The 22,836-nt window shown below is 67.4% G+C and carries 20 protein-coding genes; 9 read left to right on the forward strand and 11 right to left on the reverse strand.

All coding sequences use genetic code 11. From position 1 onward, the window contains the following. Positions 1–11 precede the first annotated feature (11 nt). Together H0X91_RS28040 and H0X91_RS28045 are read right to left on the reverse strand one after the other, a co-directional pair. Positions 12–1,040 carry an ABC transporter substrate-binding protein gene (locus H0X91_RS28040; RefSeq protein WP_080403572.1) on the reverse strand — a complete coding sequence of 343 codons (1,029 nt, stop codon included), beginning with the start codon at positions 1,038–1,040 and terminating at the stop codon, positions 12–14. A 133-nt stretch (positions 1,041–1,173) separates the two neighbouring features. Continuing rightward, the gene (locus tag H0X91_RS28045) at positions 1,174–2,091 is read right to left on the reverse strand and encodes an aldose 1-epimerase (protein ID WP_058902818.1); all 918 of its coding nucleotides are present in this window, start codon (positions 2,089–2,091) and stop codon (positions 1,174–1,176) included. A gap of 313 nt (positions 2,092–2,404) precedes the next feature. Between H0X91_RS28045 and H0X91_RS28050 the strand changes: the two genes are divergently transcribed. Together H0X91_RS28050 and H0X91_RS28055 are read left to right on the forward strand one after the other, a co-directional pair. Continuing rightward, a complete protein-coding gene (locus tag H0X91_RS28050) occupies positions 2,405–3,445 on the forward strand; it encodes a LacI family DNA-binding transcriptional regulator (protein ID WP_006496055.1) in 1,041 nt (346 codons plus the stop codon). A 378-nt stretch (positions 3,446–3,823) separates the two neighbouring features. Continuing rightward, positions 3,824–6,142 (forward strand): PA14 domain-containing protein, encoded by a 2,319-nt coding sequence (locus H0X91_RS28055; RefSeq protein ID WP_196433541.1) that lies wholly within the window; start codon positions 3,824–3,826, stop codon positions 6,140–6,142. Between the two features lie 77 nt (positions 6,143–6,219). Here H0X91_RS28055 and H0X91_RS28060 read toward each other — a convergent pair whose 3' ends face one another. The 4 genes from H0X91_RS28060 to H0X91_RS28075 form a co-directional block, all read right to left on the reverse strand. Continuing rightward, a complete protein-coding gene (locus tag H0X91_RS28060; RefSeq protein ID WP_006482526.1) occupies positions 6,220–6,987 on the reverse strand; it encodes an ABC transporter ATP-binding protein in 768 nt (255 codons plus the stop codon). Positions 6,988–7,020: 33 nt separating this feature from the next. After that, the gene (locus tag H0X91_RS28065; protein WP_196433542.1) at positions 7,021–7,734 is read right to left on the reverse strand and encodes an ABC transporter permease; all 714 of its coding nucleotides are present in this window, start codon (positions 7,732–7,734) and stop codon (positions 7,021–7,023) included. Beyond that, on the reverse strand, positions 7,731–8,420 hold the full coding sequence (locus H0X91_RS28070; protein ID WP_006482533.1) for an ABC transporter permease: 690 nt from the start codon (positions 8,418–8,420) through the stop codon (positions 7,731–7,733). The genes H0X91_RS28065 and H0X91_RS28070 overlap by 4 nt, the downstream gene beginning before the upstream one ends. A gap of 173 nt (positions 8,421–8,593) precedes the next feature. Further along, positions 8,594–9,367: an ABC transporter substrate-binding protein gene (locus H0X91_RS28075; protein WP_006482536.1), complete on the reverse strand. Its 774-nt coding sequence runs from the start codon at positions 9,365–9,367 to the stop codon at positions 8,594–8,596. Between the two features lie 525 nt (positions 9,368–9,892). On the opposite strand from H0X91_RS28075, the gene H0X91_RS28080 reads away from it, so the two are divergent. The 3 genes from H0X91_RS28080 (at position 9,893) to hutC (ending at position 12,349) form a co-directional block, all read left to right on the forward strand. Next, positions 9,893–10,207: a hypothetical protein gene (locus H0X91_RS28080; protein WP_006496057.1), complete on the forward strand. Its 315-nt coding sequence runs from the start codon at positions 9,893–9,895 to the stop codon at positions 10,205–10,207. A 136-nt stretch (positions 10,208–10,343) separates the two neighbouring features. Then, complete coding sequence (locus tag H0X91_RS28085; protein WP_196433543.1) at positions 10,344–11,471, forward strand: porin; 1,128 nt, start codon at positions 10,344–10,346, stop codon at positions 11,469–11,471. Positions 11,472–11,653: 182 nt separating this feature from the next. After that, positions 11,654–12,349, forward strand: coding sequence for a histidine utilization repressor (gene hutC / locus H0X91_RS28090; RefSeq protein WP_006482530.1), 696 nt, complete (start codon positions 11,654–11,656; stop codon positions 12,347–12,349). Between the two features lie 15 nt (positions 12,350–12,364). Here hutC and H0X91_RS28095 read toward each other — a convergent pair whose 3' ends face one another. Next, positions 12,365–13,606 carry a glycosyltransferase gene (locus H0X91_RS28095; protein ID WP_196433544.1) on the reverse strand — a complete coding sequence of 414 codons (1,242 nt, stop codon included), beginning with the start codon at positions 13,604–13,606 and terminating at the stop codon, positions 12,365–12,367. A 94-nt stretch (positions 13,607–13,700) separates the two neighbouring features. On the opposite strand from H0X91_RS28095, the gene H0X91_RS28100 reads away from it, so the two are divergent. Then, positions 13,701–14,321: a TetR/AcrR family transcriptional regulator gene (locus H0X91_RS28100; RefSeq protein ID WP_060267787.1), complete on the forward strand. Its 621-nt coding sequence runs from the start codon at positions 13,701–13,703 to the stop codon at positions 14,319–14,321. Between the two features lie 184 nt (positions 14,322–14,505). Then, positions 14,506–14,859: a hypothetical protein gene (locus H0X91_RS28105; RefSeq protein WP_006482519.1), complete on the forward strand. Its 354-nt coding sequence runs from the start codon at positions 14,506–14,508 to the stop codon at positions 14,857–14,859. A gap of 40 nt (positions 14,860–14,899) precedes the next feature. On the opposite strand, the gene H0X91_RS28110 is transcribed toward H0X91_RS28105, so the two are convergent. The 4 genes from H0X91_RS28110 to H0X91_RS28125 all read right to left on the reverse strand — a co-directional run bounded on the left by H0X91_RS28110 (position 14,900) and on the right by H0X91_RS28125 (position 19,203). Continuing rightward, positions 14,900–15,712: an alpha/beta fold hydrolase gene (locus H0X91_RS28110; protein ID WP_105866054.1), complete on the reverse strand. Its 813-nt coding sequence runs from the start codon at positions 15,710–15,712 to the stop codon at positions 14,900–14,902. A gap of 264 nt (positions 15,713–15,976) precedes the next feature. Then, positions 15,977–16,894 carry a LysR family transcriptional regulator gene (locus H0X91_RS28115; protein WP_006482538.1) on the reverse strand — a complete coding sequence of 306 codons (918 nt, stop codon included), beginning with the start codon at positions 16,892–16,894 and terminating at the stop codon, positions 15,977–15,979. Between the two features lie 264 nt (positions 16,895–17,158). Then, positions 17,159–17,404, reverse strand: coding sequence for a DUF3717 domain-containing protein (locus H0X91_RS28120; RefSeq protein ID WP_006482527.1), 246 nt, complete (start codon positions 17,402–17,404; stop codon positions 17,159–17,161). Positions 17,405–17,667: 263 nt separating this feature from the next. After that, positions 17,668–19,203 carry an amino acid permease gene (locus tag H0X91_RS28125; RefSeq protein ID WP_006496062.1) on the reverse strand — a complete coding sequence of 512 codons (1,536 nt, stop codon included), beginning with the start codon at positions 19,201–19,203 and terminating at the stop codon, positions 17,668–17,670. Between the two features lie 586 nt (positions 19,204–19,789). On the opposite strand from H0X91_RS28125, the gene H0X91_RS28130 reads away from it, so the two are divergent. Together H0X91_RS28130 and H0X91_RS28135 are read left to right on the forward strand one after the other, a co-directional pair. After that, positions 19,790–21,322 carry a sensor domain-containing diguanylate cyclase gene (locus tag H0X91_RS28130; RefSeq protein ID WP_062885350.1) on the forward strand — a complete coding sequence of 511 codons (1,533 nt, stop codon included), beginning with the start codon at positions 19,790–19,792 and terminating at the stop codon, positions 21,320–21,322. Positions 21,323–21,484: 162 nt separating this feature from the next. Then, positions 21,485–22,555 (forward strand): FUSC family protein, encoded by a 1,071-nt coding sequence (locus H0X91_RS28135; RefSeq protein ID WP_012493157.1) that lies wholly within the window; start codon positions 21,485–21,487, stop codon positions 22,553–22,555. Positions 22,556–22,836: the final 281 nt, after the last annotated feature.

Here is a 22,836-nt window from a genome sequence, read left to right on the forward strand (position 1 = left end):
TTGCCGGCCGATCAATAGACGAGGTTCGCTTCGAGCGAATGCTTCGCGTTCGCCTTGTCGTACAGCGCGTCATCCATGATCTGCTTCTGCGCGACCGGCTTGCCGGCGAACCATGCTTCGAGCGACTTGAACGCGAGCGGGCCGAAGCGCGGGTTCGTCTCGACGCTCGCCGCGGCCGAACCGTTCGCGATCGCGGTGACGAAGTCCTTGGTGCCGTCGATCGACACGACCGTCACGCCGCGCTGCTTGCCGGCCTGCCGCAACGCGGTCATCGCGCCGAGCGCCATCGTGTCGGCCTGCGCGTAGACGGCATTCACGTCCGGATGCGCGAGCAATACCTGCTCCATCACCTTCTGCGCTTCGGTGGCCGACCAGTTCGCGGTTTGCGACGCGACGATCTTCATGTTCGGGAATTTCTTCAGTCCGTCGGCGAAGCCGTCGGTGCGCTGGCTCTCGACGGTATTGCCGTAGCCGCCCTGGATCTCGGCGATCACGGCTTTGCCGCCCGTCGCGTCGGCGAGCGCCTGCGCGGCGCGCTGCCCCTGCCGGAAGAAGTCGGAACCGAGGAACGTGATGAAATCCTGGCACGGCGTGCCGGCCGTCTGGCGGTCGATCGTGACGACCGGAATGCCCTTCGCGCGCGCCTGCGCGAGCGCGGGCTGCAGGCCGGTCGAATCGTTCGGCGCGACGATCAGCGCCTGTGCGCCCTGGTTGATCATGCTTTCGATATCCGCGACCTGCTTCGCCTGGTTCGCGTTCGCATTCGTATACAGCAGCCGCTTGACGCCGGCCGCCTTCGCGGCGGCACGCACCGACGCGGTTTCGGTCGCGCGGAACGGGTTCTGTTCGTTCTCGGACTGCGAGAAGCCGACGACGAGATCGGTCAGCTTCACGCTGCCCGGCTTCGGATTCGTGCAGGTCTGCGCGGAACTCGCACCGACCTTCTGCGCATTGTCCTGCGCATGCGCGATCGCGACGCATCCGAGCGTCACACCCATCGTCACCACGATACGTTGCAGCTTTGCACGGCTCGGCATCATCGTCTCCAAATGTTGTGATGGCGTGATCGGCCCGCGCCCCGTCGCCTGCGGACGGCATCGGCGTCACGAATTAATATTATTACTCGATATTATCGCCTGCCCGACTCAGGATAATCCCGTATCGCCGAACCCGTCAGGCGGGGCCCGGCGTCCACCGCAACGTCGCCTGCAGCGACTCGCCCGGCGCCAGCACGCAGCCGCCGACGAGCGATGCGGGTTCCGTTGCATTGAAGCTGTCCGTCGTGTTCGTGACGGGCTCGACGCACAGCGCGTCGGCGCCCGACGGCGCGTACACGACGAGCTGGTCGAACGGCTGCTCGGCCTGCAGCACCAGTTGCCGGCCGCGCTCCGGCCAGATCACCGCGGCTTCGCGCGACCAGCCGACGAAATTGTTGTCGAGCTCGAATGCATCGACCGGCATCCCGCCGCGCAGCGCGGCGACGGCCGGGTGATCGCCGACGTGGGTAGGCAGCACGTCCGCATCGGCATGCCACATCGCGTCGACGTGCGCCTTCACGACGGTGTGCGGCGTGCGCAGGTAATACGGGTGATGGCCCATGCCGAACGGCATCGGCTGTGCGCCGAGGTTGCGCGCGGACAGCGTGATCGACAGCACGGGGCCGTCGAGCCGGATCGACTGGCGCGCCTCGTAATGGAACGGCCAGTCGCCCGCGCGGCTTGTATCGGGGCGATGTTCGAAGCGCAGGTCGACCTGCATCTCGTCGCGCCGCTCGACCTGCCACGGACGCAGCCAGCCGTGCCCGTGCAGCGCGTGACGATACGCATCGTCCGGGCCGGACAGGTCGATCGTGCGGCCGTCGAATTCGAACTTCGCGTCGCGGATGCGGTTGCAGTACGGAAACAGCGGGAAGCTCGCGAAGCGCAGCGGATCGCCGCTCGCGAGCGCCGCTTCGGTGGTCGGGCGAAACCAGTGCTGCGGGCCGTCCGGCGCTTCGTCGTAGTACGCGGCGATCGAGCCGCCGGCCAGCGGCGCGACGCGGACGCGGGTCGACCCGCTGGCGAGTTCGATCAGGTCGGTGTGGCGGGGCATTCCCATCGGCATCGATCATCCCGGGATGAAGCTGACGACCCCGTCGCCGGCATGCAGCATCCGGCCGCGGGCATGTGCGGCCAAGGATGGCACGGCGCCGCCCGCGTGGTCAATAATATTTGTTGATATTATTATCGGGACATCCACGCATCCGGCGGAACACGCGTAAAGCTTGATTGCCGGCCCGAATGGCCGATGTTACCGTCGGGTCAGATTGATCCGACCCGCTGTTCATCACCGACTTTATTTGCCCATCCTGCCGAGGCCGGACCGCGCTCCTACCGTGAAACGCTCTACTCAACGTCGCCCCACGATGACCGACATCGCCAAGCTTGCCGGCGTGTCGCAATCCACCGTCTCCCTCGTGCTGAACAACGCGGCGGGCACCAAGTTCTCGGACGCCACGCGCGAAAAAGTGCTGAAGATCGCGCACGAGCTCGGCTACCGGTTCCTGCCGCGCGAAGTGACGATGACGCACGGCGGCGAGCGCGACCTGATCGTCTATCTGGCCGACGAAATCTCGACGAGCCCGCACCCGGTCGTCAACATCGACGGCGCGCGCGACGCGGCGTATGCCAACGGCAAGCTGCTCGCCGTGTACTCGACGCACGGCAACGTCGACATCGAGCGCCAGGTGCTCGAATCGGTGCTCGCGATGCCGAACCTGCTCGGCGTCGTCTATGCGACCGTCTATACGCGCAAGGTCGCGCTGCCGGCCGAGCTGCTGCGCGTGCCGGCCGTGCTGCTCAACTGCTACACGACGGACAGCGGGCTGTCGTCGATCGTGCCGGCCGAAGTCGCGGGCGGCCATGCGGCGACCGAATACCTGCTGCGCGCGGGCCACCGGCGCATCGGCTACGTCAACGGCGAACCGTGGCAGGACGCCGCGAAGGACCGGCTGAAGGGCTATCGCACCGCGCTGGCCACGGCCGACATCCCGTTCGCGCCGGAACTCGTGCGCGACGGCGACTGGGGCTCCGACACCGGCTTCGAGCAGACGCTGTCGCTGCTGCGCGAGCCGAACCCGCCCACCGCGATCTTCTGCGCGAACGACCTGATGGCGATCGGCGCGATCGAGGCCGTCAAGCATCTCGGCATGCGCGTGCCCGACGACATCTCGGTGCTCGGCTACGACGACCAGGAAATCGCGCGGCATACGCACCCGCCGCTGTCGACGATCGTGCTGCCGAACTACGAGCTGGGCCGTTGGGCGGTCGAGATCCTGCTGCAGGAAGAACAGAACCGTGCGGTCGGCATGCCCGTGCGCCGCCGCGCGATCAAGCTCGACGGGCCGCTCGTCGAGCGCGGGTCGGTGCGGACCGTCGAGACTGCCGCACAATCGGCGAGCGCGTAGGCGCGCCCCTTCCTCCTTCCGACACCCCCCTGCGACGCGGGCGGCACATTCGCCGCCCGTGCGTGCTTGCACACCCTGCCGGCCCCCTGCTTGCCCTCGGTTGCCGCCCATTCGAGGGTAAACACCATCACTAAATTATTAGTAATATTTCTCCGTCATTTCTATACTTGCGTCGGCATCGGGCAGAACCCCGGGCCACGACAGAACAACACGACGAGACGGTGACCGGAAGCGACCGCGCGCGAACCCGCCGCGCGGCCCGCTCCGTGCCGTCCGCACATCACACGCGCACCGTGCCGCGACGCTTGCCGTCCGGGCACCGCTTCATCGCATCGAGTCACCAGTCGTCCGCTTCTCCCCATTGATCCGGAGTCCAGAATGACTATCACGTCTCGTCTCAAGCCCGCCGCGCTCGCGGTCTTCGTCTTGCTCGCCTCGTGCGGCGGCGATGATTCGTCCACCCCGTCGGCATCCGCGCTTGCCGCGCATGCGTCCGTCGATGCCGCGTCCAGCGACAGTGCGGCCACGGCCAACGCCGCCGCATCCAGCGATTTCATGAACATGGGTCACGGCGGCCCGTCGCATTTCCCGAACCAGCTGGTCACGCTCGGCCTGCCGGGGCCGACGCCCGCGCTGCGCGTGTCGTCGCGCGGCGTGCCGCCGTATGCGCCGCCGCCACCGCCCGTCGCGACCGACACGCAAACGCTGACGCTCGCCGATTTCGATACGTACGGTCCGGCGTGGACGAGCGGCGGCACGAACACGATCCGGATCGACGGCACGAGCACGGACGGCGCGAAGCTCGTCACCAACGCGCAGCATCCGGCGTACGGCCACGCGTCGTACGAAGCGGACGTGACGATCGGCGCGCCGGCGCCCGGCGCGAATACCGCGAATGCGGGTTTCATCGTGCACGTGACGAACCCGTCGGTCGGCACCGATGCGCTGACGGGCTACTACATCGGGCTCGACGCGGTGCGCCACGTGGTGCAGGTCGGCCGCGAGCAGAACAACTGGACCGACTTCATCGACTACCCGGCGCCCGCGGTCGTGCCGGGCAGCACGCATCACCTGAAGGTCGTCACGCGCAACAACGCGATCGACGTGTATGTCGACGGCGCGCAGGTGATCAGCATCAACGACGCGACGAGCGGCCTGACGACCGCGCTGCGCGCGGGCGCGTTCGGGCTGCGCCGCTTCGGCGCGAGCGTCGCGTTCAGCAACGTGACCGTGAGCCGCCATCCGGACGTCGCGCCGAAAACCTACGACTTCTCGCGCGTGGTGGGCGCCGTGTACAACCCGTGGAATGCCGTCAACGCGATCGATTTCTGGCAGCACTACGATCCGGCGATCGTCGACCGCGAGCTCGACTACGCGCAGACGTACGGGATGAACACGATCACCGTGTACCTGCACTACCTGAACTGGGTCAACGATCGCGACGCGTTCCTCGCGAAGTTCGACAGCCTGCTCGAGATCGCCGCGCGCCACGGGCTGAAGGTCGCGCCGATCTTCTACGACGATTGCTGGCACGTCGATCCCGCGTACGGCCCGCAGCCCGCGCCGATCTTCGGCGTGCACAACAGCCGCTGGGTGCAGTCGCCCGGGCAGTCGGTCGAGCAGCAGTACCTGCAGCCGATCGCGGCCGGCGCGTCGACCACCTACAAGCAGGACCTGCAGCACTACATCGCCGATTTCGTGTCCGCGCACCGCAACGACCCGCGCATCCTGTACTGGGAGCCGATGAACGAGCCCGGCTGCAGCGGCAACGGCGCGCTGCAGCCGACGCGCGCGCTGATGATGAACGACGCGCGCATCGCGATCCTGAACGCGGGCGCGACGCAGCCGATCAATTCGCCGAACGTGCAGGAGCCGGAAGGCGATTACTTCTCCGACTTCCATGCGTTCCACCCGTACGCGCTCAACGCGACGACGCCCGACTACTCGCTGCCGCCGAGCCTGCTCGACAGCCTGAATTCGGAAACGCTGCAGCGCGGCTGGCCGGGCGGCCAGGCAGGCCAGACGATGGCCGGCATCGCATCCACCTACGGCGGCAAGACGGGCTTCCTCGTGTGGGAGTTGATGATCGGCCGCACGAATACGCGCTTCCACTGGGGGCAGACGGCGTCCGCCCCGGCGACCGTCGAGCCGGCGACGCCGTTCCAGGGCACGCTCTACCCCGACGGTCACCCGTGGAGCACGGCCGAGGTGCAGGCGCTCGCGAGCGCGTTCAGCTCGCGGCTGCGCGTGCTGAACGCGACGTACTACAACGACACGACGTTCACGACGCCGGTGTTCTCGTCGATCACGCCGCTGGTCGATTTCGACCTGAACACCGAGCGCGGCACCGATTCGCCCGATGCGTCGAAGGGGATGAATGCGACGAACTATGCGATCCGCTGGACCGGCGCGCTCGACATTCCGAAGGCCGACAACTACACGTTCAGCGTGACCAGCGACAACGTCGCGCGCGTGTGGATCGACGGCCGCAAGGTGATCGACAAGGAACAGCCGGGACTCGCGACCGCGAAGGGCCGCATCCACCTGTCGCAGAAGCGGAACGTGCCGATCCGCGTCGAGTACGTGCATGCGAGCGGGCCGGCCAGCATGCATCTGCAATGGTCTAGCCCGAGCGCGGGCCGCGACACTCTCGTACAGGTCGCGCAGCGGCCGTTGACGGACGCGCTCGCGCAATAGCAGGCGTTACCCGCGTGAACGCCCGTGAAGCCTGCGCGGCTTCACGGGCGTTGCGATGCAACCGGCAGACGCGTTTATTACTTCAACCGCCCCGACAGAAACTGCCCGAGCCGCTCGCTCTTCGGATTCACGAGGATCTGCTGCGGATCGCCCTCCTCCTCGATCTTCCCCTGATGCAGGAAGATCACGTGGTTCGACACGTTGCGCGCGAAGCCCATCTCGTGCGTGACGACGACCATCGTGCGCCCTTCCTCGGCGAGCTTCTGCATCACCTTCAGCACTTCGCCCACCAGTTCCGGATCGAGCGCCGACGTCGGCTCGTCGAACAGCATCACTTCCGGCTCCATCGCGAGTGCGCGCGCGATCGCGACGCGCTGCTGCTGGCCGCCCGACAGATGCGACGGATACATGCCCTCGACGCGCGGCGCGAGGCCGACCTTCTCCAGATACTTGCGCGCCCGCGCGATCGCTTCGTCCTTGCCGACCCCGAGCACGGCCATCGGCGCCTCGATCACGTTCTCGAGCACCGTCATGTGCGCCCACAGGTTGAAGTGCTGGAACACCATCGACAGCTTCGTGCGCATCCGCTGCAACTGCTTCTGGTCGGCCACGCGCAGCGACCCGTTGCGGTCGCGCGTGGTCTGGATCGGCTCGCTGCCGATCGTGATCTGCCCCGAGCACGGCTGTTCGAGGAAGTTGATGCAGCGCAGGAACGTGCTCTTGCCGGAGCCGCTCGAGCCGATGATGCTGATCACGTCGCCGGCCTTCGCCTTCATCGACACGCCCTTCAACACCTCGTTGTCGCCGAATTTCTTGTGCAGGTTGTCAACGGTAAGCTTGTACATGCTGGGTCCTTCGTTGCGGATCTTGCGGATGCGTTAATGGCTGCGCGGCGCGAGGTACGCGAGCCAGCGCGTCTCGAGCTTGCGGAACGCCCAGATGAGCGCGAACACGACTACGGCGTACAGCACGGCTGCGATGCCGTAGGCCTGGAACGACATGTAGGTTGCCGAATTGACGTCGCGCGTGACCTTCAGGATGTCGGGCACGGTCGCGGTGAACGCGAGCGTCGTCGCATGCAGCATCAGGATCACTTCGTTGCTGTAGCTCGGCAGCGAGCGGCGCAGCGCGGACGGCAGGATGATGCGCGTATAGAGCTTGAAGCGCGACATCCCATAGGCCATCCCGGCTTCGATCTCGCCGGACGACGTCGCCTTGATCGCGCCCGCTAAGATCTCCGTCGCATACGCGCATTCGTTCAGCACGAACGCGAGCAGCGTACAGTTCATCGCGTTGCGGAAGAACGTGTCGAGCAGCACGTGGTCGTGCACGACCTGCAGGCTGTAGATGCCCGTGTAGCACATCAGCAGCTGCACGTAGAGCGGCGTGCCGCGGAACACGTACGTATAGAGCCACACGGGGCCCGAGATCCAGCGGTTCGACGACGCCCGCGCGATCGCGAGCGGCACGGCGAGCGCGAAACCGAACGCGATCGACACGACCAGCAGCCACAGCGTGATCGCAAGGCCGCTGAAGCGGTAGCCGTCGGAATAGAGATAGTTTTGCCAGTACTGGCTGACGAGTTCGATCACAGTGCGAGCCTCCGGACACCGACGGAATAACGCTTCTCGAGGTGATGCAGCACGACGTTCGACACCGTCGTGATCGCGAGGTAGATCGCGCCCGCAGCCAGCGTGAAGAAGAAGAAATCGAGCGTGCTCTTGCCGGCGTCCTGCGACGCCTTCACGACGTCGGCGAGGCCGATGATCGACACGAGCGCGGTGGCCTTCACGAGCACCTGCCAGTTGTTGCCGATGCCCGGCAGCGCGAAGCGCATCATCTGCGGGAACAGGATGCGGTGAAACACGCGCCAGCCGCTCATCCCGTACGCGAAGCCGGCTTCGAGCTGGCCGCGCGGCACCGCGAGGAACGCGCCGCGGAACGTCTCGGTGAAGTACGCGCCGTAGATGAAGCCGAGCGTCACGACGCCGGCCACGAACGGGTCGATGTCGATCTGGTCCCAGCCGAGCAGGTCGGTCACGTCGTTCAGCAGGATCTGGATCCCGTAGAACAGCAGCAGCATCAGCACGAGATCGGGCACCGCGCGGATCAGCGTCGTATAGAACGTGCCGACCGACTTGAGCACGCGGTTGGCCGACAGTTTCGCGGCCGCGCCCGCGAGGCCCAGTATCAGCGACGCGGCGAGCGACAGCACCGCGAGCTTCACGGTCTCGACCGTGCCGGCCCACAGCAGCGGGCCAAATCCTTGGAAGATCATATGAGGAACCCAGAACGAGGTGGCTGGATTGTCAATAGCCATTAAGCGCGCAGCAAACGAGTTCTGCGCACGACGTGATGCAGCCTGCTCATCAAGCCGGACGCCTCCCGCGCACGGTGCGGCATCCGGCAACGCAGGCGGCGCGCCGCCATCGATGCGCGCCGCCCGGGCGGTCAGCCGCCGTAGACGTCGAACGCGAAGTACTTCTTCTCGAGCTTCTTGTAGGTGCCGTCCTTGATGATGTCGGCGATCGCGTGGTCGATCTTCGCCTTCAGGTCGGCGTCGTCCTTGCGCAGGCCGATGCCGGCGCCGTTGCCGAGCGTCTTCGGATCGTCGATGTCGCCGCCGGCGAACTGGAAGTTCGCACCGCGCGGCGTCTTCAGGAAGCCGATGTCGGCCTGCACCGCGTCCTGCAACGCCGCGTCGAGGCGGCCCGACATCAGGTCCTGGTACACGCCGTCCTGGTTCTGGTAAGGCACGACCTGCACGCCCTTCGGCGCCCAGTACGCCTTCGCGTAGGTTTCCTGGATGGTGCCCTGCTCGACGCCGACCGACTTGCCCTTCAGCGATTCGGCCGTCGGCTGCAGGTTCGCGCCCTTCTTCGCGACGAGGCGCGTCGGCGTGTTGAACAGCTTGTCGGAGAACGCGATCTGCTCGGCGCGCGCCGGCGTCATCGACATCGACGACAGCACGCCGTCGAACTTCTTCGCCTTCAGCGCCGGGATCATCCCGTCGAAATCGTTCTCGATCCACACGCATTTCGCCTTCAGGCGGGCGCAGATCTCGTTGCCGAGGTCGACGTCGAAGCCGACGACCTTGCCGCTTGCATCCTTCGATTCGAACGGCGGGTAGCTGGCGTCGACGCCGAAACGGATCGTCGACCAATCCTTGGCGTGGGCACCGACCGCGAGGCAGGCGAGGGCAATACTGAGCGCGAGTTTCTTCATGGCGTTCCTGTCAGAGGCGGACTGGGGCGGATTCCGGTCGGGCTGCCCGCCGTGAATCCTTCCAACCGGGTAATCGCGTGTTCCGGCGATGTTCCAAGTTGTACATACAACTTTGCCTTTTCCAGGATAGGGTCAGCAATCCGTGTTTATCTCTAATTGTCGGCGGATTAGGAGCGTCGACAGGATTTTCCTTAATTTTCATTTAATTATGGATTACGCGGGGCTGAATGGAGGCTTTCTTGCGGCGTACGGCGGCAGCTGGGCAGAGCCCGGCACCTGTCTAGACTTTGTCGGCCACCGCACCGTGTTTTCCGAACCGGCCTGACGTTCGTCCAACGACGGCGTGGCCGCCGCCGGCTCATCGTGCCCTTTCCGCCTTCGGTCACCGGCGCAGCGCGTTTACGCATCCTTTGCAGACGCGCGGCGAGTCTATACACCGTCTCGCCGCGGCGATTTCTAGAATGGGCGCCATGTCGAGAACGAGATCTCCGCCGTGCAGCGCGCGCCGCGACCGGGGATGAGCCCATGAAACCGACCAGAACCGAATCCACTGCTTCACGCCATCTGCCGCCCGCTCGCTCGCGGCGTCGCGCTCCCGCGGACACACTCGTGCTGCTGTCGATCCGCGTCGAATCGGACAACCTCGCGGTCGTGCGACGTCGCTTGCATCAGGCCGTCGGCGCCGCACTGAACTGCTACACGGCCGCGCTCGACCGCCGCACCGGGCGCGCGTGCATCGAACTCGAAGTCGCACGGTCACAGGCGTCGCCCGCGATCCTGTCGATCCTGCGCCTGCTGCCGGCCGCCGAGTTCGGCGCGATCCGCCTGTTGCAGCACTAGCGGCGTTCGTCACCGCCGCGCGTGACACGCGTCACGCACGCCCCCTTTTTCATCGATTCGCACGCACGCGTCCGCACGGATCCGCGCGGCGGATCGCCGTTCCCGTCGCAACGGGCCTTTCCAGGAAACACACGCAATGAAAAAAGCAGTCGTCGGTACCCTCTCGCTCGCATGCTTCGGCGCCGTCGCGCATGCGCAAAGCAGCGTCACGCTCTACGGGATGCTGGATGCCGGTATCGCCTATACGAACAACCAGTCGGGCAAAAGCGCGTGGCAGCAAGGCAGCGGCCTGCTGTCGAATACGGTCTTCGGGCTGAGCGGCAACGAGGATCTCGGCGGCGGCCTGCATGCGCTGTTCCGGCTCGAAAGCGGCTTCAACCTGAACAACGGCACGCAGTCCTATCGAAACACGCTGTTCGGTCGCCGCGCGTACGTCGGCCTGCAGAGCGATCGATACGGCGCGCTGACGCTCGGCCGCCAGTACGACGCCGTGGTCGACTATCTCGGCCCGCTCACGATGGCGAACAACGGCGACGGCAACAACCTCGCGTCGCATCCGTTCGACAACGACAACCTCGACGATTCGTTCTACATCGACAACGCGGTGAAATACACGAGCCCGACACTCGCGGGCTGGCAGTTCGGCGGCCTGTACGGGTTCGGCAACGCAGCCGGCGGCTTCGCGAACAACCGTGCATACAGCGCGGGCGTGTCGTATGCGAACGGGCCGGTCAGCGTCGGCGCCGCGTACCTGCAGCTCAATCGCGGCGGGCTGACGGCCGGCGGCGCACTGTCGACCAACGACGCGCCGAACTTCCCGGCCGTCCGGCAGCGCGTGATGGGCGCCGGCGGCAGCTACGCGTTCGACCGGCTGACGATCGGCGCGGTGTGGACGCACGCGATGTTCGACGAAACGGCCGCGTCGTCGCTGCCGGGCGCGCTGAACGCGCTGCGCTTCGACAACTACGAGATCAACGCGCGCTATGCGCTGACGCCGGCGGTCTCGTTCGCGGGTGCCTATACGTTCACCGACGGCCGTTACGACGACGCAACCGGCAGCCACCGGCCGAAGTGGCACCAGGTGACGCTGATGGCCGACTACGCGCTGAGCAAGCGCACCGACGTGTATGCGGAAACCGTGTATCAGCACCAGTTCGGCGTGCCGACGGGCGCGACGCTCGGGTTCGCGAACGTCACGGGCGTCGCGGCTTCGTCGACCCGCACGCAGGTGGTCGCGACGGTCGGCATCCGGCATCGGTTCTGACCGCAAGCGAGCCGTCGCAGGCCGGCCGCTCTGTGCAATCCCGCATGGACGCGCGCCGGCCGAACAGGGATCATTCGGGGAATCCGGGCCGGCGCGCCCGCGAAACCGGTACACTCGGCGCCGGGCGCGCGCCGGATCGGCATTCGGCGGCGGCCCGCCGCCGACCCAGAAATCGTGATCCCATGACCACACCGATCTATCAGGAAATCAAGGACTTCATCCTCGCGCGCATTCATGCCGGCGAATGGGCGGAAGGCGACCAGGTGCCGTCGGAGAACGAGCTCGCACGCGAATTCAACGTCGCGCGGATGACCGTCAACCGCGCGCTGCGCGAGCTGACGGCCGAACAGGTGCTCACGCGCACGCGCGGCTCCGGCACGTATGTCGCGTCACCGAAATACGAATCGACGCTGGTCGCGATCCGCAGCATCTCCGACGAAGTCGCCGCGCGCGGCCACGGCTATCGCGCGCAGGTGCTGCAGGTCGGCGCGGCCGTCGCCGATGCGAAGCTCGCCGACGAACTGCGGCTCGACACCGGCAGCCCGATCTTCCATTCGCGCGTGCTGCATTTCGAGAACGACACGCCCGTGCAACTCGAGGAACGCTGGGTCAATCCGGCCTGCGCGCCCGAATACGCGTTGCAGGACTTCACGACGACGACGCCGAACCAGTACCTGACGCGCGTCGCGCCGCTGCAGCGCGTCGAATACCGGATCGAGGCCGCGATGCCCGATGCCGAAACGCGCCGCCACCTGACGATGGACGATCGCGAGCCGTGCCTGCTGCTGCATCGGCGCACGTGGTCGCAGGGGCTGGTCGCGTCGATCGCGAATCTGTGGCACCCGGGCAGCCGCTACCGTTTCACCGGGCATTTCTGATGCCGCGGCGCGCGCTCACCTCGCGCGCGGTCGCGCCCATCGTTCGATCGCACTGACGGCCCGCTGCAATCCCTCCTCCTGCGCGATGCGCGTGCCGAGCGCCGCCGCACGCGCCTTCGTCTCGCCGCGTTCGGCAAACGCGATCGCCCGTGCCAGCGCGGCCGCCTCCACGCGCCGCCCCGCGACCGGCGCATCCGCGACACCGAGCCGTTGCAGCCGGTTCGCCCAGAAGAACTGATCGCCCGCGAACGGCACGACCACCGACGGAATGCCGGCCCGCGCCGCCGAATGCGTGGTGCCCGACCCGCCGTGATGCATCGCCATCGCGACGCGCGGGAACAGCCAGTCGTGCGGCGTGTCGCCGATCACGCGAACGTGCGCCGGCAGCAGCGACGCATCGATGCCGCTCCAGCCCGGATAGAACAGCGCGCGCCGGCCGGCCAGCGCCTGCGTCAGCGCGGCGGCCAGCGCCGCCCGATCGAAGCCGGCCATGCTGCCGAACCCGATGTACACGGGCGGCTCGCCCGCGTCGAGAAACGCCGACAGTTCGGGCGGCGGCGTCCACGCACGCGCGTCGACCCGCCACTGGCCGCAGGCGTGCACGTTCGCCGGCCAGTCGGCCGGACTGGACAGCAGCGCCGGCGACACGCCGTACAGCATCGGATGATCGGTCCACACGTGCTTGCGCGGCGGCAATCCGCAGACGCTGGCGCGCGCCGCATTGGTCGACTTCCTGAACGCGTGCCACAGCAGCGCATTCACGAGCCGATGGCTCGTGCGATTCAGCCAGCGCGGCAGCTTCCCCGGCGGCAGGAACGGCGACGCGAATTCGGCGGTCGGCGTGATCGGGATCATGCCCGTGCCGATCGCCGGTATGCGGCGATACTCGGCGACCGACAGCCCGACGAACGACGCGAGGCCCGACACGAGCAGCGCATCGCACCCGGCCGACGCGTCCGCGACTTCTTGCATCCATGCGGCCGTGTTCGCATTCGCGATCGCCGCGAGCGCCTTCGACGTATCGTTGAAGCCGCCGCGCCCGCGCACCGCATCGGCCAGCGCGCCTTCCGGCGCGATCGCGCGACGGATATCGCCGGACAGCGGCGCCGACGGCACGCCGAGCGCGGCGGCCGAGCCGAGCGTCGCCGCGTCGGCCAGCAGCCGGACGTCGTGGCCGGCATCCAGCAGCGCGCGACCGAGCGCCGCGAGCGGACGCGTGTCGCCTTCGGTGCCGTAGGTGGCGATGGCGAGTTTCATGCGGGGCTCCTCGTGCACGGCGGAAAAGATTGGATTCAAAAAAGTGCACGTCGTATACTAATGCAATCCGCACACTTTCAGTCAATCCCCTGCCATGACGACTCCGACCGACGATCCGGGCCGCCGCGCGCGCAAACGCATCCAGATGCTCGCGCATCTCGCCGCGACCGGCGCGCGCCTGTTCGATGCGCACGGCTACGATGCCGTCACGATGGAGCAGATCGCCGCGCAGGCCGATGTCGCGAAACGCACGCTGTACAACCACTTTCCGACGAAGGAAGCCGTGCTCGCGCACTGGCTCGAAGGCGAGCTCGCGCGCGATCTCGCGCATCTGCAGCACGACGTCGCGCGGCGCAAGACCTTTGCGTCGCGCATCGGCTGCGTGCTCGACGCGTCGGCCGCGTGGTGCGAGCACCATCCGGCGTACCTGCTCGCGTACCTGCGGCATCGCTTCCTGAGCATCGGCTCAGCCGAACCGGCGCGTGCGGGAGAGAACGGCAGCGACATCGCATGGGTGTGGCAGCAACTGATCGCCGCCGGGCAGCAGGCCGGCGAACTGAACGCCGCGCTGCGGGCCGATCAGCTCGCGACCTGGTTCCATCACCTGTATCTCGCGGCGATGCTGCGCTGGCTGACCGTGCCGGGGCTGTCGCTGAAACGGGAGTTTCAGTCGGTCGCGAAGCTGTTCATCGAAGGCGCGGAAGCGAAACGGTGACGCAGCCAACGCGTCGCGTGGCACACACATTGTTACAACGAACCCACACTTCGCATGCCAAATTTCCCGCGCGGCAGTATGCTGATGTCGTACGGCTGCGCACTGCGCATCGGGTAATCCCGTCGTTCGCACGCGACACGCGCCGCCGTCGCGACCGCAATCATGCGTTGCAAGGAGGGTTGTGATGGCTACCACGCATCAGCACTTCCACCTCGAACTACGGCACGCCACCGCGCCGACCTACTTCATCAGTTACCTGTTCCCTGCGTTGCTGTTCGTCTACGAACTGCTGCGCGTCGGCCAGTGGATCCGCGATCACGGGATGCAATTCGTCGCGTTCAAGCAGATGGGCTACGAGTATCTGCTGATGCTGCTGTTCGTCGGGCTGCAGATCGTCGTCGAGGCGATCTTCCTGCTCGGCGCCGCGATGCGCAAGGATCATCGCGATTTCGAGCACCGCTTGCCGAACGTGATTCTCGGCATCGGGCTTTCGATCGTACTGCTGGCGATCGATCTCGCGATCCAGCTTTCGTTCTGACCACCGGCGGGCAGGCGCCCGCCGGCGAGGGCGAGCGCGCTCAGGCGAGCGCGTCGCGCAGGCACGTCGCGACGGCGGCCAGCACGTCGTCGGTCCGCTCGCGGTGCGGCAGGTGTCCGCAGCGCGCAAGCAACAGGAACGACGACGGCCCCGCGACGCGCGCGGCGATCCGCTTCGGATGCACGTCCGACCCGTATTCGTCGTCTTCGCCGTGAATCGCGAGCGTCGCGCACTGCACGCGCGGCAGGTCGTCGTCGAGATTCCAGTCGCGAAACGCCGGCGACAGCCACGTGTCGACCCACGCGCGCAGCACCCATTCGGCCTTGTCGCCGTGATAGCGCGCGAGCCGGTCGAGTTGACCCGGCTCGTCGAACTGCCGCCCCGCGTCGCGAATGCCGGCCAGCGTGCGATCCTCGACGAACGCCTGCGCGGCGACGGTCACGAGCGCACGACACCGCTCAGGGTACGCGGCCGCACAGCCGACCGCCATCCCGCCGCCGACGCTGTGCCCGAACGCGACGAACGCGTCGACGCCGAGCTGTTCGAGTACCGCGGCGAACGCACGGTCGGCTTCGTCGCGCACGAACGTCGTGCCGAGCATGCCCGGATGCCGATCAGAACGGCCGAAACCGAGACGGTCGTACGCGATCACGTCGCGCTGCGTCGCGCGGGCGAGCTGCGCGGGGAAGTCGCGCCACAGGTCGACGCAGCCGAGCGAATCGTGCAGCAGCACGATCGGCGCGGCCGGCCCAGGCGCCGCCGCGGGCTGCGCCGGCCCCGCACGCCAGCGTTTCGCAAAGAGACGCCCTTGCGGCGTCTCGACGGTCGTCTCCTCGGTCAGGATATCGGTCATGTGTCGGTCGTCTGCATGAAAGCGGCCGCGCGTCGGCGGCCGCATCGAATCCGCGCATGGTGGCCCGCCGGCGCGCGCAGCGTCAAGCAAGCCCCTACCAGGCTGTTGAAAAACGTTGAGAGAGGGCCGCGCCGAAAATTGCCGACCTCTCAAAACGTCCTACACGCGGCTCGCGAGACTTGGGTAAGGGGTAAAGCACCCCCGAATGTGGGGTTGGGATGCCACTCAAAAGCGATTTTCAACAGCCTGCTACGGCCCGCGCGCTCATTCGGGCTGCGGCGGCAGATATTCCATCCGCGCCTCGTCGTACAGCCGGTAGATCAGCGCCTGCATCGCGCGGATGTCCTCCGATTCGTCGAGCGCGCGCATGCTCATGATGATCGGCGACACGAGGTTCGGATCGTCGAGCGGCTTGTAGCTGATGTCGTCGCGCTTGAGCCCGTACACGCTGTGCGGCACGACCGACACGCCCTCGCCCATCGCGACGAGGCCGAGCGCGATCTGCAACTCGCGCGTCTCGTAGATCCGGCGCGGTTGCAGCGCCCGATCGTGAAAGGCCGCGAGCACCTGGTCCGCGTAGCTCGGGCGCGGCGCCTTCGGAAAGATGATCAGCGTGTCGTTGACGAGATCGTGCAGCGACAGCACCGGTTTCGCGCTGTCGAGCACATGGCCGACCGGCAGCGCGACGATCATCCGCTCCTCGCGCAGCACGACGCGCCGCACGCTCGGGTCCTCGTGGCGGATGCGCCCGAACCCGACGTCGATGCGCCCTTCCTTGAGCGCCTTGATCTGGTCCATCGTCGACATCTCGTGCAGGCTCAGCTCGACGGCCGGATATTCGCTGCGAAAGCGCCGGATGATCTTCGGCAGCATCCCGTACAGCGTCGAGCCGACGAAACCGACCGACATGCTGCGCTCGATCTTGCCGACCCGCTTCGTCATCGATTCGAGTTCGGTCGTCTGCGCGAGCAGTTGCACCGCGTGCGAATAGAAGAAGCGTCCGGCATCGGTCAGCTTCAGCGGCCGCGCGTTGCGCTCGAACAGCGGCACGCCGAGCGCCTCCTCGAGCTGCTGGATCTGCCGGCTCAGCGGCGGTTGCGCGATATGCAGCCGTTCCGCCGCCCGCGTGAAATTCCGCTCTTCGGCCACCGCGACGAAGTAGCGGAGATGTCTCAACTCCATGTTCGAATCCTCCCGGGACAGGCAACGGACGCTCACCCGGCACCGCGCGAATAGCGCCCGCACCGCTCACCCTCGCCGGCTATCCGTACCGGCCTCCTCGATCGCCTGCTTCCCGATCCCGTCACGATACCTCAGCCGGCGCCGATCCCGGCGCAAGCAGCGTCGTGCTGGCGACGACGCGCGGGGCTGCGCAAAGCAAAACGGGAAGCCGCGAGGCTTCCCGTTCGTTCACCGACGCCGCGCGGCGGCATCGTGTCGACCGCATCACCCCTCGGTCGCGTACAGCGCATCGCGCTGCTCGTGGCTCAGCGAGTCGAGCGGCACGTCCGGCAACTGATAGCAGATCATCGTGCCGTACAGCTCGGCCAGGCAGTTGCTGCCGGCGTCGAGCGCGTAGCCGTCCTCGCCGTCCGGCGCCGGCGGGTACACTTCGCGCCACGCGTTGATCGCGGCTTCGATTCGCACGATGGAAACGGGTCCGGCCTTCCGCTCGGCGGGTGATGCGCTCATGGATTCCTCTGGGTTGCGCGCTCCGCGGGCCGTGCCGGCCCGGCGGGAGCGATGAAAACGCCGGGCCGCTCGCCGGCCGCCGCGCGGCGCGCGCCGGATGCCGATCCGCGCCGCGCCTGTCGCGCCGGCCGGGCCGTGGCCCGGTAGGGTCGGGCAATATAACCGGCTTTGACCCCGTGCAGGCAAAAGCCGGGCAAAAAAAAACGGGAAGCGCGCGGCTTCCCGTTTCGTCGACCGTCGCGCGGCCGCCTGCCGCGCCGGCCTCAGCCCGCGGTTTCGCGGTTCGCCACCGGCTGCCGCTGCGCGCCGCGATTCGCGGCGATCCACGGCGCGATCTCCATGTCCTCGTAGCGCACGAACCGGCTCTTCTTCAGGAACCGGAAGCCGAGCCACACGACGACGAACAGCGGAATGCCGACATAGGTCGCGGCCACGCCGGCCCAGTCGATCCGGTTCGCGAGGAACGCCTGGTAGTCCTGGCCGAGCGCGATCACGAGGCACAGCACGAACGCGAACAGCGGGCCGAACGGGAACCACTTCGACTGGTACGGCAACTGGTCGAGCGCATACCCCTGCTTCACGTAGCCCTTGCGGAACCGGTAGTGGCTGACCGCGATGCCGAGCCACGCGATGAAGCCCGTCATCCCGGACGTGTTCAGCAGCCACAGGTACACGGTCTTGTCGCCGTACAGCGACGTGAAGAAGCACAGCGCGCCGACGGCGGTGGTCGCGTACAGCGCGTTGCGCGGCACGCCGCCCGGCGACAGCTTCGCGAACACCTTCGGCGCGCGGCCTTCGGTCGCGAGGTTGTAGAGCATCCGCGTGGACGCGTACATGCCCGAGTTGCCGGCCGACAGCACGGCCGTCAGGATCACCGCGTTCATCACGCCGGCCGCGAAGGCGAGGCCCGCGTGACGGAACACGAGCGTGAACGGGCTCACGCCGATGTCGGTCACGTCCGTCTTCAGCAGGTTCGGGTCGGTATACGGAATCAGCACGCCGATCACGAAGATCGCGAACACGTAGAACAGCAGGATGCGCCAGAACACCTGGCGCACCGCGCGCGGGATCGTCGTACGCGGGTTTTCCGATTCGCCGGCCGCGACGCCGATCAGCTCGGTGCCCTGGAACGAGAAGCCCGCGATCATCGCGACGCCCATCAGCGCCGGCAGGCCGCCCGCGAACGGTGCGTCGCCGATCGTCAGGTTGCCCCAGCCGTTGGCCGGCGCGCCCTTCAGAATGCCGAAGATCATCAGCAGCCCGACGCCGATGAACGCGACCACGGTGACGACCTTGATCAGCGCGAACCAGTATTCGGCTTCGCCGAAACCGCGCACGGTGAGCGCATTGAGCAGGAACATCACGCCGAGGAACGCCGCGCTCCACCACACGCCCGGCACGTCCGGAAACCAGTAGTGCATCACGAGCTGCGCGGCGACGAGCTCGACCGCGATCGTCACCGCCCAGTTGTACCAGTAGTTCCAGCCGAGCGCGAAGCCGAAGCCTTCATCGACGTATTTCGCGCCGTAGGTCGCGAACGAGCCCGACACCGGCATGAACGCGGCCATCTCGCCGAGGCTCGTCATCAGGAAGTAGACCATCAGGCCGATCAGCATGTACGCGACCATCGCGCCGCCGGGGCCGGCCTGCGAGATCGACGCGCCGGACGCGACGAACAGGCCCGTGCCGATCGAGCCGCCGATGGCGATCATCGTCAGGTGGCGCGCCTTCAGCGCGCGATGAAGCTTGGGTGGGTTCGCGGGCGAACCGGGTTGGTCGGAATTCGGAATTGCGGACATAAACGAGACGAACGTTGAGCGGGCCGGCATCCGTAGCCGGCGCATGCGGAATCGGAGCGCGGCGCGCGTCCTGCGATGCATTCGATGCGGCCCCGATACGCGTTGCGCGGCGGGCGCCTGCGGCGAAGCGCGGATTCTACCTGATTCGATACGGGGACAGCTGAGGTCGCCCCGCCCGCCGCCCCGCCGGAGATTTCGCGGAATCAACGGGTTGGCCGCGTCGGCGCGGCCACGGTCGCACGTCGTTGCAAAAGACCCCGATTACGAACGGGTCATTCGATATTCGTTTTTCCCCGTCACGACCTAATCCTGTCCCGATCCGCCAAATACCGCGGCAATACGCAAAATCGACCGATCAATACACCATTAATCAGACAAAAAGCCCGACACTGGTCATTGATTCAAATCAAATCGCCCGCGCGCCATGCGGTAATGATGCGTAACCGTTTCGAATCGCCGTATCCGCATGCATGTTTTGCATGCGCACGCGAAATTCAGGAATTCGCGGGATAATGACGCTTAATTCGAAATAATCCGCGCGCGGAACCGCAACGACGCGACCAGCCGCCGCCCGCCACCCCCGAGGATGAAGTCATTCCCGCTGCCCGCCACGCTGCGCCGCCATACCGCGTCGGTCGTGGCACGCATTCTGTCGCCCCGCGGCGTACTCGTGGCGGGCATCGTCCTGCTGATGTTCAGTTGGGGACTTTCCACGTCGCTATTAATCGAGGCGCGCCGCGACGCGTATGACCATGCGGTCGAAAATGCGCGCAACCTGATGCTGCTGATCGAACGCGATATCGCGCGCAATATCGAACTCTACGATTTGTCATTGCAAAACGTCGTCGACGGCGTGGCCGATCCGGAACTGATGACATTGCCGCCGCGCCAGCGCCACCGGCTGCTGTTCGACCGCGCGGCCACCGGCGCCTATCTCGGCTCCATTTTCGTGATGGATGCGCACGGCAATATCGCGATCGATTCGAGCGCATCGCCCGCGCGACAAGGCAATTTCGCCGACCGCGACTATTTCGCCGTGCACCGCGACCGGCTCGTCCCCGGCCTCTACATCAGCCGGCCGTACGCGTCGCGGCTGCGCGGCGGCGCGCTGACGATCGCGCTGAGCCGCCGGATCAACCGGCCCGACGGCACGTTCGCCGGGATCGTCGTCGGCACGCTCAGCATCGACTACTTCCGCGCGCTGCTCGACGGCCTCGCGGTCGGCCGGCACGGCAGCGCGGCGATCGTCGAGGACAACGGCACGCTCGTGTCGCGCCTGCCGTACGACACGCGGGTGGTCGGCCTCGACCTGCACGACTCGCCGCTGTTCATCGACGCGCAGCGCAGCCGCGACGGCGAGCTGAGCGGGGTCGGCGCCATCGACGGCGTGCGGCGCGTCTATGTTTACAAGCATCTCGCCGGGCTGCCGCTGATCGTCGACGTCGCGCCCGCCGAGATCGACATCTATGCGTCGTGGCAGCACCGCGCGGTGTGGACCGTCGTGCTGATGAGCCTGTTTACGGCGTTCATCGCGTGGGGCTCGCTCGCGCTGTCGCGCGAGCTGAAGCGCCGGCAGGACGCGGAATCGAAGCTGTACCGGCTCGCGCACACCGATTCGCTGACGGGCCTCGACAACCGCGGCACGTTCGATGCGGTGCTCGCGAAGGAAGCCCAGCGCGCGTCGCGCAGCGGCCGCCCGTTGTCCGTGCTGTTCGTCGACGTCGATCACTTCAAGGCGTTCAACGACTACTACGGCCACCCGGCCGGCGACGACGTGCTGCGCCAGGTCGCGCAATCGCTGTCGCGCTGCCTGCGCCGCGACAGCGATCACGTCGCGCGCTACGGCGGCGAGGAATTCGTCGTCACGCTGCCCGACACCGACGCGCCGGGCGCGGCGACCGTCGCCGAAGGCATCCGGCGCGCGATCGCGGGGCTCGGGATCGAACACGTGAAAAGCCCGTACGGGCGCGTGACGGCCAGCATCGGCACGGCCACCGCCGCCGACGGCCGGATGAACGCCGCGACGCTGCTGCGGCGCGCCGACGAGGCGCTGTACCGCGCGAAGTCCGGCGGCCGCAACCGCGTGCTGGACGCACTGTCGAGCGCGGCCGACGCGTGACGCGAGGTGCGCCGTGACCTGACGCGGCCGCCGGTCGCCCGGCCCGTCGGCGCCGCCGTGGACAGCCCGCGCGCGTTCGGCTAGCGTTACGTCAGCTGCGCAGGCGGCGCGGCGCCGGCCCGCGCGGGCCGCCGTGCGCGTCCCGGCCCCCTCGACTCCGTCATGACCGCCCCGCTCCCGACCCGACTGCCGCCGCTCGTGCGCCACGCGCTCCGCCCGCTGCTCGACCCGTATCGCCGCTACCGGCACGCGAAGCTGATCCATGCGGCGCGCGTCGCGCTCGCGATTCTCGTGTCGATCGCGCTGTCCACCGGCCTGCGCGTGCCGCACGGCGAATGGTCGACGATCACCGTGCTGATCGTCGTCGGCGGGCTGCAACATCACGGCAACATCCGCAAGAAGGCAGCCGAGCGCGCGCTCGGCACGTCGATCGGCGCACTGGCGGGGCTCGGGCTGATCCTCCTCTACTCGTTCCTGCACGCGCCGTTCGCGATCTACCTGCTGATGGCCGTGGGGTGCGGTATCTGCGCGTATCACGCGATCGGCAAGGCCGGCTACATCGCGCTGCTGTCGGCGATCACGATGGTGATCGTCGCCGGGCACGGCGACAACGAGATCGTCGACGGCCTGTGGCGCGCGGTGAACGTGCTGGTCGGCATCGCGATCGCGCTGGCGTTCTCGTTCGCGCTGCCGCTCTATGCGACCTACTCGTGGCGCTACAAGCTCGCCGACGCGCTGCGCGCGTGCGCGGCCGTGCATGCGCGGCTCGCGGGCGACCGCCACGTGAGCGACGACGCGCACCTGAAGGAAATGGCCGCGCTGAGCGCGCTGCTCGTGCAGTTGCGCTCGCTGATGCCGTCGGTGTCGAAGGAGTGCGAGACGTCGATGGCGCAGCTCGAGGCGATCCAGCGCAGCCTGCGCCTGTGCATCGGTTATCTGGAGATCCTGTCGAGCGCGCTGCCGGCGCGCGACGACGTGGCGGCCCGCGAATACATGCGCGTCGAGATGAAGGGCGTGAACCGGCGCATCCGCGACACGCTGGTCGGGGCGAGCCGCGCGCTCAAGTTCGGCACGCCGAGCCGGCTGGCGCCGCGCCGCCGGCCGGCCGACCCGCCGCACGACGCGCCGCCGCCGCCGTTGTCCGGCTACGTGTCGATCACGGCCAAGCTGGCCGGCGAAGTCGACCAGTTGCGCGAGCGGCTGCTCGATACCGCGCGGTCGTGGAATATCTGAGGCGCCCGCTTCACGCGCCTTTCTTTCATATGCCTTTCGGCACATCGACGCGGCGCGCCGGCGACGCTGGGCACGGCCGGCCACCGATCCGGCCCCGGAAATCCGGCCCGCGGCCGGTTCGTCCGCGCGCGTGTTCGGCGGCGATGCAACGCCGCCCCGCACGGCGTTCTCCACCCGGTTAACCGCCCGTCAGGCCCGCCGCGACAGGCGCGACGACGGTTCCGCACCAAAATCAGCCCTTGCCCCAACTTCCCGGACAGCCGATACTCGCATATTCCGCG

The organism is Burkholderia sp. 9777_1386 (genome assembly GCF_015712265.1).
In the GTDB taxonomy this organism is placed as follows: domain Bacteria; phylum Pseudomonadota; class Gammaproteobacteria; order Burkholderiales; family Burkholderiaceae; genus Burkholderia; species Burkholderia cenocepacia.